We start from the raw sequence: 17,851 nt of genomic DNA, 5'->3' as shown, positions 1-17,851 counted from the left end.
TAGATTTTAAATTAATAAGTATGAAAACAAAACTGTATTATATTGCTTTTATAGCTTGCTGCTTAACTGCTGTAGGCTGTAATGACTATTTAGATAAAGAACCTTTAAGTTTCCTTTCTGAAGAATCTTATTTTAACAAAGCATCAGATTTAGAACTTTTTGTAAACAAATTCTATGGCAGCTTTAATGTAAATGAAGAAGTAGGCGCTAGATCTTTATATGCAACTGATAAAAATAGTGATGATATTATAGGACCTTGGGAGGAGGCTAATTTATTAAAGGGATATAAATTAGTTCCTTCAACAGCTGGTGGTGGTTTAGGTGATTGGAGATTTAATCAAATTAGAGAATGCAATTATTTCATAGATATCGTAGAAAAAAGAATAGCATCAGGTGTTTTAGATGAAGACAATTCAGATGTAAAACACTTTACAGGTGAAAATTATTTTTTTAGAGCTTGGTTCTATTTTAATAAACTTCAATCTTTTGGAGATTTTCCTATCATAACGGAGGTGTTGTCTGAGGATACTGAAATACTAATTAATGCAAGTAAAAGACAGCCAAGAAATGAAGTTGCTCGTTTTGTTCTGCAAGATTTAGATAAAGCAATATCAATGCTTCAAGATAACCGTTCTAATAATAGAATAAACAAATCTGTAGCACATTTATTAGCTTCTAGAGTAGCATTATTTGAAGCTACTTGGTTAAAGTATCATCAAGGTACTGCTAGAGTTCCAGGAAATTCAGATTGGCCAGGAACATATTTACATCCTAGTTTTTCTTATGAGTCTGGTAACATTCAAAGTGAAATAGATTTTTTCTTAGATAAATCTTTAAGTTATTCAAAACCTGTTGCAGATCTTTATAGTCTTTCTTCAGATTATAAAAATATGTTTATATCTAATAATTTAGCAGCAAATCAAGAAGTGCTTTTTTATAAAAGCTATAATATAGGTGCTGTTTTAGGTCATGGAGCTACACATTATTTACAAAGAACTGGTGCTGGAGTGGGGTTTACAAGGTCTTTAGTAGAATCTTTTTTAATGAAAAATGGTTTACCTATCTACGCTGTTAATTCGGAGTATAAAGGAGATAAATTGTTGTCTGATATTGTAGACAACAGAGATGAGAGGTTACAAGTATCATTATTATCTGAAGGTAATGTGCGAAAAGAAAATACTAACGGATCAAAAGATTTCTTCAGCTACCCAGAGTTGATAGGAGGAACAGGTTGGCAAGGAGTTACTTCTGGTTATCAAATGGAAAAATGGATGAGTACTGATCCTCAAGAAGCAGTGTCTTCTACTGCAGGAACAACAGAAACTCCAATCTTTAGAGTTGCTGAGGCATACTTAAATTATATAGAGGCATCTTATGAACGTAGTGGAACACTAAACGGAATAGCACTTGGTTATTGGAAGCTACTAAGAGATAGAGCAGGCGTAGATAATGATGTGCAAAAAACTATAAGTAACACAGATTTGTCTAAAGAGCGAGACTTAGCTACTTATTCCGCAGGCTCATTGGTAAGTCCGTCTTTATATAATATTCGAAGAGAAAGACGAAACGAGTTTATCGCTGAAGGAATGAGACTTATGGATCTTTACAGATGGAAATCTTTAGATACTATGGAAAATTATATCGTAGAAGGTTTTAACCTCTGGGATGAATATTATACCAATTATCAAGGTGAATTAAGAGAGGGAGATAATGTGTCGATGTCACCATCTAATGGAGGTTCCAAATATTTACAACCCTTTAGAAGATCTTCATCAAACAGAGCTTACAACGGGTATGCATTTCCACAAGCTCACTATTTAACAGCGATACCGCTAGATCAATTTACATTAACAAACTCCACCGGAGATAACGCAGCCTTATATCAAAACTTTGGGTGGTCTAAAAACGCAGCTATTCCAGCTGATTAATTTTTATAATTTCAATTATGAAGTATTTAATACTATTTTTTTTAAGTTTATGTTTAGTGGGATGTTCAGAAAAAAAAGAACAATTAACTAAACCAAACATTATTTTCATAATGTCAGACGATCACGCGTATCAAGCGATAAGTGCTTATGATGATACGTTGATACAAACACCAAACATAGATCGAATTGCTAAAGAAGGAATGTTGTTTACAAATGCAAGTGTTACCAACTCTATTTGTGCGCCATCTAGAGCCGTAATTTTAACAGGGAAACATAGTCATATCAACGGTAAAATTGATAACTTAAGCAAGTTTGATACGAGTAATGTTACGTTTCCTCAATTGCTTCAGAAAGCAGGCTATCAAACAGCAATGTTTGGTAAGTTACACTTTGGAAATAATCCTAAAGGATTTGATGAATTTAAAATTTTACCAGGACAAGGAGCGTATTACAATCCGAAATTTATCACACAAAAAGGAGATACCATTATTAACGGTTATGTAACAGATATTACAACCGATCTTACTTTAGATTGGATGAAAAACAGAAGAGATCCTAAAAAACCTTTTATGTTAATGTATTTGCACAAAGCACCACACAGAGCTTGGTTGCCGAGTAAAAAGTATTTTACGGAGTACACTAAAAAGACATTTCCTTTACCAGCAACGCTGTTTGATGATTATAAGACAAGAGGAACTGCGTCTAAAACTGCGCAAATGGGAATTTTTAAACACATGTCTTTAACCAATGATAACAAATTGACGCCACAAACTATTAAGGAATTAGGAATCAAAGAGTGGAGTAATTTAGGACAAAGTATCGGTGGAATGAATCCTGAACAAAGAGCAGCTTGGGATGCCGTTTATGGACCTATCAACGAAGATTTTAAAAAGCGATATCCAACCATGAATGATTCTTTATTAACTGTTTGGAAATACCAACGGTATATGCAAGATTATTTAGGAACAATTGCTTCTGTAGATGATAATGTAGGACGTGTATTAGATTATTTAGACGAAGAAAAACTTGCAGACAATACGTTGGTGGTGTATACTTCAGATCAAGGTTTTTATTTAGGAGAACATGGTTGGTTTGACAAACGATTTATGTACAACGAATCTTTTAAAACACCATTATTAATCAAATGGCCAAATAAAATAAAAGCAGGAATTACGGAAGATGAAATGGTACAGAATTTAGACTTTGCCCAAACTTTTCTCGAAATTGCTGGTGTTGATGCTTCAAAAGAGATGCAAGGAGAAAGTCTAGTGCCTTTATTAACAGGAGAAAAAGAAGCTTGGGACAGAGAAGCTGTCTATTATCATTATTACGAATATCCCGCGGAACATGCTGTTAAAAGACATTATGGTATTGCAACGAAAGAATTTAAATTGATTCACTTTTACCACGATGTGAATGAATGGGAATTGTATGATAGCAAAAAAGATCCAAAAGAAATTAATAATGTAATTAATGATCCTGCGTATGCTGAAGTGGTTCTCGAAATGAAACAGAAATTAAAAGAAACAAGAGCAAAATATAAAGATTCTGAAACATTAGACAATCACTATATAGAACAGTACAATAAATAAGCAAGATTATTTTTAGATTCATCTTTTTTTTTTAAGATGAATCTAAAAATAACTTGTAAATTTTTTAAAAATGAATTATCAACCTAAACTTTTTAAACATGAAAAAAATTACTTTATTATTGGCAATTGTTGCAATGACATTAACTTCAACAATCAATGCACAAAACTATGGCTTAAAAACAACAGGAGCATCGGGAGAAGGCTTTTCGTCAAATCAAATTGGGACACTTTTATCTAATCAGACAGCTTTCACTATTCAATTTTGGTATGAAGTTCAAACATTTGCAGGCAATACTTGGGTTTTTAAAATAGAGGAATCAGGAAGTAATCGTATTGGACTTCTAACCACTGGAGCAGATAATGGAGGTGTTTATGTTAGAATTGGAGACGGTACAACTCATGGTCAACAACCTTTTTGGGGTACCGATTTAAAATCAACCGAAGGTTGGAATCACGTAGCGTTAACTTTTGATGGAGGTACAGTAAAATTATACATCAATGGTTTAGAAAGATCAGGGGGAGGGATTTCTGGATCTTATCCAGCAAGTACAGGTGATTTAAGTGCTGAGCAATTTCAAATAGGTTGGACTACAGAGGTTAATATAGATGAGTTAAGAATTACGAAAGGTACTGCACTAAGTGCAATAGATATAGCTGAATCTAGTACTCCAGAAAATTTTGATGCTTATTTTAATTTCAATGATAATGAAAGACCATCGGGAGCTGCAGCTTCTAATTCTGCGACAGCAAATATAGGTTCTGATACAACCGTTTTGGGTCAAATAAATAATTTTGCAACAACGTACGAGGTTGAAGACAATGCAACTTTAAGCTCAAAAAGTTTTGATACAGTTAATAGTTTAGAAATGTATCCAAATCCAGTAAGTAAAGAGGTTAATATTAAATTAATTACCAACACTAGCGGACAAGTATCTGTTTATAGTGTTACAGGAAGTTTACTTTTACACAGAAATATTATAAATAAAAGTGAAATAAGGTTGAACACTAGTACTTTAACTAAAGGGGTATATGTGATAGTTTTTGAAAGTGAATCTATTAGAAAAGTAAGTAAACTTATTGTGAAATAAATTTCTAGTGAAATACTATTTCTCAATAGGAGTAATTGTATTAAGGTTGTCTAAAAGACTTCATAGATGTCAATTTTGAATTCACTTTAGAATATCAATAGACTCACTATTAATAGTGTTGAAGATCTATGTCCCCCATAATTTGAAGAAGTTAAACAAAATACACTTTTAGGCAGTTTTTTCTCGAGTTTATAACCATTGTAAGTATCAGTGAATTAAGTTATAAGAAAGAAGATGTATTAGTATGAGATAATTAATAGGAGTTAAAATTTATATACTAAAGGATTGCAATATTTTATAAGTGAAAAAGATGAAACCAAATATTAACAATTAAACTTTAAAATTATGAAATTGAAATTATTTTTTTTCACGTTAGTCTTTTGTAGTTTTATACAACGAGCACAGGTATCAAATCAATCTATAAATTACAATACAGATCAAACAGGTTTAGTGAGTTTTGGAGATATAGACCAGGTTGATGGTGTCTCTCAGTTTACTTTTGAAGCTTGGGTAAAAGTAGATGCTTGGCAAGAAAATAGCACCATTTTTATCAAACGTACAGATAATTCTAATAAAATTGGAATACAACTAGGAAACCAATCTAACGGACAATTATTTTTTATGGTATCTAGTGGAGGTAACGCTTACCAATCTGCTAACACAAGTCTTAAGGACGGAAAGTGGCATCATGTCGCTTTGGTGTATGATGGTTACGAGTCATTGCCTAATGATAGAGTTACGGCTTATGTAGATGGGGTATCTGTTTCAAATTTTCACACGGGCACGATACCAACTACCTCACCAAATACAAGTGCAAATTTTGAATTGGGTAATAATTTTACAGGAAATATCGATGAGGTTCGTATATGGAATGTTGCATTAACACAAGCACAATTAGATTATAAAAATACTATTAATAAGATTCATCCACTATATGATAATCTGTTAAATTATTGGAAGATAGATAAAACAGCAATAAATACGATATATGATGTAAAAGGGACTATTAACGGACTTATTACAGGTAATGCAGTTAAACAGGTTGTAACTGATAATCCGATTTTTAAATATAGAATTGTAAGTGCGTATGTACGTCCTAATTTCTATCAATTAGGAAGTGTTAAGGGGGAGTATTTAAGAAATAACAATGATATTGTCTTTTTAACCGCTGCACCTTATGCTAATGGAGAGTTGTTTTTTGAAAATCCTATAAATGATGCTACGTTTACAAATGCAACACATCTTGTTAGTTTTTCTGGAAGAAATGGTGTAGCAGATATTAATGCAGCGGGATCATTAAATTCTGGAAAGCACTTAATGAGATTGGCTACTGGAGGGATTCCTAAATTCACCTTTAGTGCTTGGGTGTATATTGATACTTGGGTTGAAGGCAGTACTATTGTTAGCGTTAAATTAGATGATAATAATAAAATAGGAATAGAATTAGGTAATTCAGGTACAAATGAATTGTTGTTTCAGGTAGCAAATGGAACTAATACCTATGTGTCTGCAAATACTTCAATTACTACTGGAGTATGGAATCATATCGCTTTGGTTTTCGATGGAACACAAGTAACACCTACTAATAGAATTAAAGGCTATATAAATGCATCACAGGTAGTTACTTCAAATATGGGTGTCTTTCCAACATTATCACCTAATATTAATGAAAATATGATATTAGGAACAGCGTTTGATGGTAAGTTAGATGAAGTAAACGTTACTAATTTAGCGCTTTCTAGTGGTAATATAAATTCCATAAAAAACAAAGGGATTGTAATAGACTCTTGGAATGAGACTTTTACAAGAGCCTACTTAAAATTTGATGATGCTTCAAGTCCAGGAAAAGATTCTCAAACCTGGAAAATTTATTATGACCAAATAGTAAATGCTTTTGATGGTTATGATGGTGTAGAGTATAGAATAGGCTTTATAGGAGGAGATTGGGAAGCTATGATTGGCAATAGTGCCGCAAGAACAAATTTCGCAAATAATATTAATAATTTATTATCACAATACCCTACGATAAACGGTATAGATTTAGACTTTGAATGGTGTACCAATAATACCTGTTGGAATAATTATAATAGCGCAATTACTACTATTAATAATGTCATTCCTTCAATGGTTACTTTTAGTGCGACATTACACCCTTTGTATTATAACATAAATATTAGTGCTGTAAGTGCTTTAGATTTTATTTCTTCTCAATCTTACGGGCCTTCGGCTCAACGTTTTCCAAGAGCTGAATTTATAAACAATGTAACTACTTTTTTAAACCATGGTGTTCCAAAGGAAAAATTGGTAATGGGTTTACCTTTTTATGGGGTAAGAACAGTAGCCAGTGGTGGCGCACTTGCTTATGCTAACTTTATAGCTACATATCCTAATTTAGACCCATCGCTTGATGTGGTGGATATAAATGGGGTTAGCATGACTTTTAACGGTCAGGAAACCATAGCATATAAATCTAATCATGTGGTAGAGCAAGATTTGGCAGGAGTGATGGCTTGGGATTCTGCAACAGACATCGATTATGATCAAACCCTAAACTTATTAAGAGCAGTAAATAGTAAAATGAATGCTAATGTAGAAATACCTATAAGCATTGATGATAGTTTACTTTTAAAGAGTTTATCTTATGATAAACCGTCTAAGGTTAAATATTTAGAATTAGTGTCTTGGCCTAACCCTTCAAATAATACTTTTAGTATCAAGCTAAGAAACGCGAAAAATACGGATAAGGTTAATATAGAAGTATTCGATACTTTAGGTAAATTAGTTCATAAAGCTAAATTTAACTGGAATGAGGACTATAAATTTGGTAAAAGGTTAGAAAGGGGGGGTTATATTGTAACGGTTTCACAATATAGAAGTAGCCAGAATATCAGAATTGTTAAATATTAAGATATTTTAAGGACAATAATATAATAGGCCCTTAATTAGTTTTGAGGTCCTTTTCATAAATCTAAATTAATATAGAATACTTCATTTAAAATAGTTTTCATCAGGTATCATATACTCTTTAAAAAGCAAACCTAGAAGGTTTAATATAAATAGAGGATATGTAAGTATTTGTAAATATATTAAGAATAACAGTAAGTGAAAATTAAGAAAAAGGCCAAAACTTTTTTTATAGTCTTTTAAGTTTAAAGTATAATGAAGAGATAAAAAATAGTATTAAGTTTTATAAAAAAGAAAAAAATAGATACAAATAGTACAATTAGAGAAAGAATGACAATTAATAAAAAAACAAGTTTATTAAACTTACTAGTTTTGATTTGCCTTTACAGTACACTTACATCATGTTCTGTAAATAGAAATATAAACGACGGTGAAAATGGAACAAACCATAAATTAGTTTTCGAAGACCAATTTAACGGAGATGCTTACAATACCAAATATTGGACGAGTTTACCAACACAAACTATCGGTGCTGCTTGGAATAGATATGTGGTAAAAGACCCCACATTGGCAGAAGTCAAAAACGGGAACTTACACATGAGGGCGCGTTGGAATGCTAAAACCGATTTGCCAGAAACGGGTGCGATACGAAGTCAAGATAAATTCAGTTTTAAATACGGAAAAATTGAAATTAGAGCAAAATTCAATTCGGCTGGACAAGGAGGTTGGCCTGCAATTTGGTTGATGCCACAAAATGAAATTTACAAAGGTTGGCCAAATGGAGGTGAAATCGATATTATGGAACGTCTAAATAATGATGGTTTTGTGCATCAAGTAGTACATCAAACAGACGGTGAAGCCAAGAAAAATTCTTTTGCAACAACAGCACCTATAAATGTAGATGCTTACAATACGTATGGAATTATAAAATTACCAAACCGCATTGAGTTTTATGTAAATGATATTTTAACAATGGTGCATGAATCTAAAGGAGCATTCGAAAAAAGATGGCCTTTTGAAACCGATTTCTACATTATTTTAAATCATGCACTTGCAGATAAAGGACAATCTGGAACCTATTATTGGCCTGGGAAGGTTACTTCAACAGAAAATCTTCCTTATGAAATGGCCATAGATTACGTGAAAGTCTGGGAGCTAAATGAATAAATAAAAATAGTTATCATCACTTAACTAAATTTTTATAAAACCTAAAATTAAAAGAACGTTTCAATTTAAGAATTATGCAAAAACAACTATTTTTAGTGCTCGCCTTTTTAGTTAGTCTCTCTCATTATGGGCAAATTATTCCTGCGCCAGTATCTTTGGAATTTAACAAAGGGAATTTTGAGTTAGATGCAACCGTAGGAGTCACTTTTAAAGGCTTAAAAAAGCAAGAAAGTACAAAATTAACCAATTATTTGATTGATAAAATAGAAGCAGAAACGAGTGTTCGCATCGCTTTGAAAAAGAAAGCTTCAAAAAATATTATTTTACAAATACTACAGAAGGCTAATAAAAAGTTAGGGGAGGAAGGATACCTTTTAACAATCTCTGAAACCGAAATACATATTACAGCCAATGGATATGCAGGTTTGTTTTACGGAACACAATCGCTTTTGCAATATGTAATTCACAACAATACACAAACGCCTATTCAACTGCCAGCGTTAACAATAAGCGACAAACCAAATGTAAAATGGCGTGGAATGGTTATGGATGTCAGCAGACATTTTTACAATACAAAAACGATAAAAGAGCTGTTAGATTTAATGGCTTTTTATAAATTAAATGTGTTTCACTGGCACTTGGCAGACAATGAAGGATGGCGATTAGAAATTAAAAAATATCCAAAATTAACATCAGTTGGTGGTTGGAGAACTGAAATTCCGGGTAGTATTTTTTATAAGCAAGATAGTACCTATGCTAAAAAGTTAGATGGCAAGCCCTATCAATATGGCGGATTTTACAGCCAAAAACAAGTCAAAGAAATTGTTGCGTACGCACAAGACAGAAATATAACGGTAGTTCCAGAAATAGATGTCCCTGGTCATTCTGGTGCTGCTTTAACGGCGTATCCAGAATTTTCTTGTGAAAAACATGTACAAGAATCTCCTAATTCTACGTTGTGGAATGGCGTTGTAAACCCAGCAAACATCAACCTAAATTATTGTGCAGGTCAAGAAACTACATTTGAGTTTTTAGAGGATGTTTTTACTGAAGTGATGGAGTTATTTCCTTCAAAATACATTCACGTTGGTGGTGATGAGGTTGATAAATCTTATTGGAAAAAATGTGCTGATTGTCAGCAGCGATTAGCAGATAATCATTTGAAAGATGAAAACGAATTGCAAAGTTATTTTATAAAAAGGATCGCAAAATTTTTAGAAAAAAACGACCGTAAATTAATTGGTTGGGATGAAATTTTAGAAGGTGGCGCACCGATAAATGCGACCGTAATGTCTTGGCGAGGTGAAAAAGGCGGTATTGAAGCAGCAAAACTAAAGCAAGATGTAATTATGACGCCTAACAATCCGTTATATTTTAATCGCTATCAAGAAGATCCTAAAAATGAACCACTTGCTGTCGCATATTCAATAAATACATTAGAAAAAGTATATGAATATAATTTAATTCCGAAAGAATTGAATAAAGAAGAAGCGCAGTATATTATTGGCGGACAGTTTGCTATTTGGACAGAATTTATTTCATCCGTAGAATATTTAGAATACACACTTTTACCTAGAATGCCTGCTTTTGCAGAAAATATGTGGTCTGTTCCTAAAAATAAAAATTACATCGATTTTAAGAAACGTTTAAATCAAGGTCACTATGATTATTGGAAAGCAAATGGCATTCGTTTTCATCCGAAGTATTATAAAAAATCGGTTTATTAAGATATTTACTTTAAAAAAAAATAATATGTTCAAAAAGATATGTACAACGTTTTGTTTCTTGTTCTTAACATTATCGTCAGTTATAGGGCAGCATCAACCTGAGTTTTCGAAAGCTGGTTTTTATCCCTTAGAAAATACTGGGCGTGAAGCTTTTTCGATGAATGTTGCATGGAGGTTTCATAAAGGTCCAATTCCAAATGCAGAGAGCAGAAGTTTTAATGATAAAGAATGGGCTGTAGTTAATTTGCCTAATGGTATCGAATATTTACCGGAAGAGGCGAGTGGTGGCGCTAATTACCAAGGTGAGGTTTGGTATCGCAAGCATTTTACACCAGACAATGCGTTGAAAGGCAAAAAGCTTTTTTTACATTTTGAGGCAATTATGGGGAAGTCGAAAGTATTTGTAAATGGCAAATTACTAAAAATGCACTTTGGTGGATATTTACCAGTTATTGTTGATGTATCTGAACATTTAAACTGGAATAAAAACAATGTGATTGCGGTTTGGGCAGATAATAGTAACGATCCAGCGTATCCTCCAGGAAAAGCTCAAGAAATGTTAGATTTTTCTTATTTCGGAGGAATTTACAGAGATTGTTGGTTAGTTGCACACGATTCGGTTTTTATTACAAATCCTAATTATGAAGATGTAGTTGGTGGAGGTGGTTTTCTTATGAATTTTGAAAATGTTTCTACGGATAAAACTACCGTAAAGACCAAATTGCATATAAAGAATGAAACTTCAAAAAACTTTTTAGGAAAAATAAAATACGAATGGTTTGATGCCCAAGGAAAGCGTGTGTTAAAATCGGAAGTTGCTGTTCAATTGAATGCTAAAACTTCAAATTATTTTTCAAAAAAAGCAAAGATTAAAACCCCAACGCTTTGGTCACCAGAGAATCCGTATTTGTATCAATTACATATTAGCATTTTAAATAAAAAAGGAAAAGTTGTTGATGGTTATCGAAAACGAATAGGAATTAAAAGCGTTGAGTTTAAAGGAAAAGATGGTTTTTGGTTGAACGGAAAACCGTACGGAAAACCTTTGATGGGTGCGAATCGTCATCAGGATTTTGCTGTTGTGGGAAATGCACTTTCTAATAACATCCATTGGCGAGATGCTAAAAAATTAAGAGATGTTGGTTTAAAGTTAATTAGAAATGCACATTATCCGCAAGATCCTGCTTTTATGGATGCTTGTGATGAATTGGGGCTTTTCGTGATTGTAAATACTCCGGGATGGCAATTTTGGAATAACGATCCTAGTTTTGAGCAATATGTGTATAGCGATATTCGAAATATGGTGCGTAGAGATCGTAACCGACCTAGTATTTGGTTATGGGAACCCATTTTAAACGAAACTTGGTATCCGGATGCATTTGCATTGAACACCAAAAAGATTGTTGAGGCAGAAATGCAAGGAGGGATTTCGCATACAGCAAGTGACTTACAAGCAAAAGGAAGCGAACATTTTCCTGTGATATTTACGTATCCATTAGATAGTATGGATATGGATAAAAATTATTATACAAGAGAATGGGGAGACAATGTAGATGATTGGAATTCGCACAATTCTCCAAGTCGTGTGCATAGAAGTTGGGGAGAAAGACCAATGTTAGTGCAGGCATTGCATTATTCAAATCCGCCTTATAATTATATCAGTTATAATTCTTTGTATAAAACATCTCCACAACACATGGGCGGTGCTTTGTGGCATTCTTTTGATCATCAAAGAGGTTATCATCCAGATCCTTTTTATGGTGGAATTATGGATGCATATCGTCAGCCAAAATATTCTTATGAGATGTTTAAAGCACAACGAAGTCCAGAAAAATCCGATATTATTGCAGAAACAGGTCCAATGATTCATATTGCGAATCAAATGACTCCTTTTAGTGATACTGATGTGATGATTTTTTCTAATGCTGAAGAAGTAAAATTAACGGTTTTTAAGGATGGTAAAGTATTTACGCATAAAAAGGATAAAACGTTAGCAGGAATGCCGTCGCCACCAATTGTTTTTAAAGATGCGTATCATTTTTTAGAAATAAAGGCATTGCATCGTAAGAAAAAACAAAAAGATGCTTATTTGTTAGCAGAAGGTTTTATCAACGGAAAATTAGTTGCTACAGATACTGTATTGGCAGTTTTACGACCAGAAAAAATAATACTTTGGGTAGATGATGATGGTGTGAATTTAAAAGCAGATGGTTCAGATTTTGTAACTGTGATTGCTGCAATTACAGATAAATCAGGAAATATAAAACGCTTAAATAATAGCATTTTACAATTTGAAATTTCAGGAGAAGGAACTTTGATTGGTGATAAACCTTTTATTGCGAGTCCAAGGCAAGTAAATTGGGGAACAGCACCTATTTTAGTTCAAAGTACTACGAAATCGGGTAAAATTACAGTTAAAGCTTCTTTGCTTTTTGAAGGTTCTTTGAGACCTATTCGTGGAGAAATTACTTTTAAAAGTCTACCAACAAAAGATGTTTTACTTTTTGATGAGAAAGAACTGGCAGCAAAAACAAATAGCAATCGCACTTTAGCGAACATGAGTTCAAATAATAAAAGACAGGAACTAGCAGACGAACTTATAAAAGTTAAGAAAGAATTGAACGATTTAAAACTTAAAAAAGTAGAAAAGCAGCAAGAAGATTTTGGAGAGAAATCAAAGGATAATTAATTACTCTTTTTAGTTTGCCTTACAGTATAGCCACACAGTTTTGTGTTTATTCAGTTTTTCCTCACAGTTTGTTTGGACAGTTTTTCCTCACAGTTTTGTCTTTTCGACCCAAGGGACAAATCCCATAAAGTTTACTATGCTTTATGAGATTCCTAAATTATGTCATCTAAAATCAATTATTTCACTTCAATTTTAAAATGAACAATCTTAGTTTCTATATTTTCTGTGCTAGTATTTAATTCTCAAATTTTAAAAGTTTAAATTATGGTTTTCACATTCCTTTTTTTAGGTTTCATTTCATTATTAGCGATTTTTTGTGCTAAAGGTCAGCATGTACTTAAATTTCACAATCAAAATTTTATCCGTGTAAAAAATACAATGGTTTTTACATGTTTAATTTTCATGGTTTCAATGAATGCACAAAACAACGATTGGGAAAATCAAGAAATTATTTCTGTCAATAAAATGGATGCTAGCGCAACTTCTTATTCTTACACAACAGAATCTGCAGCGATAAATGGCGATAGAACAAAAAGTGAGGTGTTAAGTTTAGAGGGTGCTTGGAAATTTAGTTTTGCTGCCGATAGCAAAAACCGATCGTTAGATTTTTATAAACCAGATTTTGACGCCTCTCAATGGAAAGATATTGAAGTGCCTTCTTGTTGGGAAATGAAAGGTTATGGAATTCCTATTTATACAAATGTGGTGTATCCCTTTACACCAAATCCTCCTTTTATTGATAGAGAAAATCCGGTTGGTTCATATTTAAAGACCTTTGAATTACCAGAGAATTGGAATGAAAAACAATTGGTGTTGCATTTTGCAGGCGTGTCTTCTGCTTTTTATTTATGGGTAAATGGAAAAAAAGTAGGGTATAGTCAAGGTAGTAGATTACCGGCAGAATTTGATATAACCAAGTTTGCAACCGCAGGAAAAAATACGATAGCTGTACAAGTTTTTAGATGGAGTGATGGTAGTTATTTAGAAGACCAAGACCATTGGAGAATGAGTGGTATTCATAGAGAAGTGTTATTATTAGCACAACCAAAAGTGAATATTTCTGACTTTTTTGTAAGAACAAGATTAGATGATACTTATGAAAATGCAGTATTACAAATAAGACCAAAAGTAAAAGTTACAGCTGGTATTGATATTAAAAACTGGACGTTAGAAGCAAAATTATTTGATTCAGAGTCAAAAAACATTTTAAATAGGCCTTTATCAATTGCGGTAGATAAAATTGTAAATGAAAGGTTTCCTCCGAGAGATCATGTCTACTTTGGAATGTTACAACAAGAGCTATTGAATCCGAAAAAATGGTCTGCAGAAATACCTAATCTCTACACATTGGTCTTAAATATTTTAGATGCTAATGGTAAATTAGTAGAATCTAGAAGTACAAAAGTAGGATTTAGAGAAGTTGAAACTGTAGCCGATGGTATTTTAAAAGTGAATGGAAAGGCTGTTAAATTAATGGGAGTTAACAGACATGACCATAGTGATGTTGGCGGAAAAACAATGACTAGAGAAGAAATTAGAAAGGATGTAGAGTTGATGAAACAGTTTAATATCAATGCTGTAAGAACTTCGCATTACCCGAACGATGTTTATTTTTATGAGTTGTGTGATGAATATGGTATTTATGTGATGGATGAAGCCAATATAGAATCGCATGGTATTGGAGGTCAATTGGCAAACGATCCTACTTGGAATGCTTCTTTTATGGCAAGAGTTATAGAAATGGTAGAACGAGATAAAAATCACCCAAGTATTATTTCGTGGTCTTTAGGAAATGAATCTGGAACCGGACCAAATCATGCCGCAGCAGCAGCTTGGGTAAAAGATTATGATCCTACTCGTTTTATTCATTATGAAGGTTCTCAAGGCATACCAGAATCGCCATTATATAATAGTTTTTATACAAAGGCGTATCAAAAAAGGTACAACAAAGACATGTCTAACCCTACAGATCCTGCGTTTGTAGATGTGATTAGTAGAATGTATCCAACTTTAGAACAACTAGAAGGACTTGTTAATAATCCATTAATTGATCGTCCGATTATAGCTTGTGAATATGCACATGCGATGGGGAATTCTCTCGGACATTTTGAAGAATATTGGAATTTAATTAGAGCGAATGATAAATTAGCAGGTGGTTATATTTGGGATTGGATAGATCAAGGAATCAAACAAACCGATGAAAACGGCGTAGATTATTTTGCTTATGGTGGCGATTTTGGCGATGAACCTAATTTAAAAAACTTCTGTATTAACGGAGTTGTTGCATCCGACAGAACACCAAAACCACAAACGCATGAGTTAAAATATGTGTTTCAACCGATAGAATTTACGGCTGTAGATTTGGCGAAAGGCCTGGTAACTATTAAAAATAGATTTAATTTTGAAGACACAAAAGAGTATCATTTTGTTTGGACGGTTTCCGAAGACGGAAAAGAGATTCAGAATGGTGTTGTTAAAGATTTAGGTATGGAAGCAGGAACTTCTACAGATGTTCGTTTTCCTATAAAAGCAATCAAACCAAAAGCAGGTAAAGAGTATTGGTTAAGAGTTTCAATGATAAATAACAAGGAAACTCTGTATAGTAACGCAGGTTTTGAGGTTGCGAAAGAACAATTTAAATTACCGTATGAAAAACGAGTTGTAGCTAAAAATGTTTCCTCTAAATTAACGGTTGTAGAAAACGAGCAGGAGATTATTGTTGGCGCTAAAAACTTTAAAGTTACATTTAATGCAGCTTCTGGAGTATTAAATGGATTCAATTATAAAGGAGCCGTTTTAATTAATTCAGAGATCAAAGCAAATTTTTGGAGACCACAAACAGACAATGATCAACGTGGATGGAAATCGCATAATTTGGCAAAATTTTGGAGAAACGCAGCAGATAATTTAGCCATGGTTTCTTTACATACAGAAATACTGCAAAACGGAGAGGTTCAAATTACTGTTGAGCAGGCGATTAAAGATAAAATTCAATTCAAACAAGTATATACCATTAATGATTTAGGAGAAATTCATGTAGCCAATAATTTAAGCATCGAAAAATCAATTGAGATGCCTGTAAGAATTGGGACTACTTTTAATACGCCAAATAGTTATAATACGATGTCTTTCTACGGAAATGGGCCTTGGGAAAATTATTCAGACAGAAGTGCAGCAGCAGAGGTTGATGTATTTACGGGTAAAGTGGAAAGTTTTTTACATAACTATGTAAAACCACAAGAAAATGGTAACAGAACAGAGGTAAGGTGGCTTTCTTTAAAGAATAACAAAAACAGCGGTATAAAAATAATAGGAGACAAACCCTTAAGTATTTCTGTTTGGCCTTGGGAAACCAAACAAATTGAAAAGGCTTTACATACCAATGAGCTAAAACCAAACAGCTATTATACGGTAAATGTAGATATGCTTCAGTTGGGCGTTGGTGGCGCAGATACCTGGTCTATGAAATCGTTAACTATAGAAAAATATAGGTTAAATGATAAAACATATAACTACGGGTATACTATTACACCTATTAAGTAGCCCTTTTTGTATCTGTAATTTCGTATAATCTCAATGATATATTGAGACAAGAAGTGTAAAATAAAAGCTAATAATTTTTAAAGCACTTCACATACAAAATACAAAGGTTATTAGTATGTGAAGTGCTTTTTTAGATTGATTTTTTGTATTTTTATTTGGGATATAATTAGTTGGCAGTAATTAAAAAAAAATGAGAACACGAGGGATAATTATTACAGGGAAAAGTTTTTTAACAAAAAATCAAACATCCTTAGATTTGTCAGGAGGAATTGACGAAAATTCACTAAGAAGATATTTAGTTTATTGGGATGAAATACATTATGTCGACCCTTCACTTTTTGGAGGTTTGAATAAATCTGATTCTAACTACAAATTATTATTTGATGAGAAAATTTTAAAAAGTATTATAATTGATTTTCCTAAAGAAATTACACCATTATCTCCAATAGGATTAGCTTCCAGAGAATTAGCTCAAATGGATTATTATAATCAGATTAATAATTCTAACCAAGAAGTTTTATTTTCCATCGCTCAATCTGGCAATATTTTAAAATTACCAAGCAATAACAAAAATGAAAAAATAAATACATTAGAACTGTCAATCGAAAACTATTTGCCAATACCAGTAAATTGCAGTTTTGATAAAGTTTTAGAGTTTAAAGAGAAAAGAAGTTCTGAATTGTTTGCTTTTCGAGACAGAATAAATGAATTAAAAATAACGCTTGAAAAAGAAAACTACTCCAAAGACTCCTTAATTAGACTCAAGGAAAAAATTCATAAAAACTTATTAGATATTCATAAGGTTATGGATGAAAATAAATTTCAGAAAATTTTGAGCACTATGAAAACATATCTAAACCTCGAAGATTCAAAAGCTGTTAATGTTCTTTTACCTTTAATTGGTGAAATAACAGGAAATAAATTAGAATTACCAAGTGGTTATGGAGGTGTAGCTGGATTAATAATAAATGCTGCCATAAATCTAAGTATAAAAAAACAAACTAAACTGGAAGGACTACCAAAAGAAACTCAAGACTTTGCTTATTTATATTATATGGAAAAACTTGAAAAAAAATAACTACTGCCAACAAAGTACTGTGGTAAAAAACAAGTAAAATTCACTTAATTTTTCACCAACACACTTCTGAAAGTATCGTCATATATTAACCCAGATTTGGCGATTGCAAATGCCTGTTTTAAAAGCTTATTACAA

At 32.6% G+C, this 17,851-nt stretch carries 9 protein-coding genes; all 9 read left to right on the top strand.

Annotated features, from left to right (window positions below):
• Window positions 1-20: 20 nt before the first annotated feature.
• Window positions 21-1,928 carry a RagB/SusD family nutrient uptake outer membrane protein gene (locus ES045_RS14205; protein ID WP_147116946.1) on the top strand — a complete coding sequence of 636 codons (1,908 nt, stop codon included), beginning with the start codon at window positions 21-23 and terminating at the stop codon, window positions 1,926-1,928.
• A gap of 17 nt (window positions 1,929-1,945) precedes the next feature.
• Window positions 1,946-3,520, top strand: a complete 1,575-nt coding sequence (locus ES045_RS14200) for a sulfatase (RefSeq protein ID WP_147116945.1) — start codon at window positions 1,946-1,948, stop codon at window positions 3,518-3,520.
• Window positions 3,521-3,618: 98 nt separating this feature from the next.
• Window positions 3,619-4,608, top strand: a complete 990-nt coding sequence (locus ES045_RS14195; RefSeq protein WP_147116944.1) for a T9SS type A sorting domain-containing protein — start codon at window positions 3,619-3,621, stop codon at window positions 4,606-4,608.
• Between the two features lie 345 nt (window positions 4,609-4,953).
• Entirely contained in the window at window positions 4,954-7,515 is a 2,562-nt protein-coding gene (locus ES045_RS14190; RefSeq protein ID WP_147116943.1) for a LamG-like jellyroll fold domain-containing protein, read from the top strand.
• Between the two features lie 369 nt (window positions 7,516-7,884).
• The gene (locus ES045_RS14185; RefSeq protein ID WP_189663116.1) at window positions 7,885-8,679 is read left to right on the top strand and encodes a glycoside hydrolase family 16 protein; all 795 of its coding nucleotides are present in this window, start codon (window positions 7,885-7,887) and stop codon (window positions 8,677-8,679) included.
• Window positions 8,680-8,753: 74 nt separating this feature from the next.
• Entirely contained in the window at window positions 8,754-10,406 is a 1,653-nt protein-coding gene (locus ES045_RS14180) for a beta-N-acetylhexosaminidase (RefSeq protein WP_147116941.1), read from the top strand.
• A 25-nt stretch (window positions 10,407-10,431) separates the two neighbouring features.
• Window positions 10,432-13,095 carry a glycoside hydrolase family 2 protein gene (locus tag ES045_RS14175; RefSeq protein ID WP_147116940.1) on the top strand — a complete coding sequence of 888 codons (2,664 nt, stop codon included), beginning with the start codon at window positions 10,432-10,434 and terminating at the stop codon, window positions 13,093-13,095.
• Window positions 13,096-13,506: 411 nt separating this feature from the next.
• Complete coding sequence (locus ES045_RS14170; protein WP_189663115.1) at window positions 13,507-16,638, top strand: glycoside hydrolase family 2 TIM barrel-domain containing protein; 3,132 nt, start codon at window positions 13,507-13,509, stop codon at window positions 16,636-16,638.
• Window positions 16,639-16,894: 256 nt separating this feature from the next.
• Window positions 16,895-17,716, top strand: a complete 822-nt coding sequence (locus ES045_RS14165) for a DUF6236 family protein (protein ID WP_147116938.1) — start codon at window positions 16,895-16,897, stop codon at window positions 17,714-17,716.
• Window positions 17,717-17,851: the final 135 nt, after the last annotated feature.

Source organism: Polaribacter sp. IC073 (assembly GCF_007997075.1).
Lineage (GTDB): Bacteria > Bacteroidota > Bacteroidia > Flavobacteriales > Flavobacteriaceae > Polaribacter.
This window is presented reverse-complemented; position numbering and strand designations above follow the sequence as displayed.

What these genes read in the sequence shown, in the direction of transcription:
- ES045_RS14205 (WP_147116946.1), top strand. Translation starts at nt 21, where the DNA reads ATGAAAACAAAACTGTATTATATTGCTTTTATAGCTTGCTGCTTAACT.
- ES045_RS14200 (WP_147116945.1), top strand. Translation starts at nt 1,946, where the DNA reads ATGAAGTATTTAATACTATTTTTTTTAAGTTTATGTTTAGTGGGATGT.
- ES045_RS14195 (WP_147116944.1), top strand. Translation starts at nt 3,619, where the DNA reads ATGAAAAAAATTACTTTATTATTGGCAATTGTTGCAATGACATTAACT.
- ES045_RS14190 (WP_147116943.1), top strand. Translation starts at nt 4,954, where the DNA reads ATGAAATTGAAATTATTTTTTTTCACGTTAGTCTTTTGTAGTTTTATA.
- ES045_RS14180 (WP_147116941.1), top strand. Translation starts at nt 8,754, where the DNA reads ATGCAAAAACAACTATTTTTAGTGCTCGCCTTTTTAGTTAGTCTCTCT.
- ES045_RS14175 (WP_147116940.1), top strand. Translation starts at nt 10,432, where the DNA reads ATGTTCAAAAAGATATGTACAACGTTTTGTTTCTTGTTCTTAACATTA.
- ES045_RS14170 (WP_189663115.1), top strand. Translation starts at nt 13,507, where the DNA reads ATGAATGCACAAAACAACGATTGGGAAAATCAAGAAATTATTTCTGTC.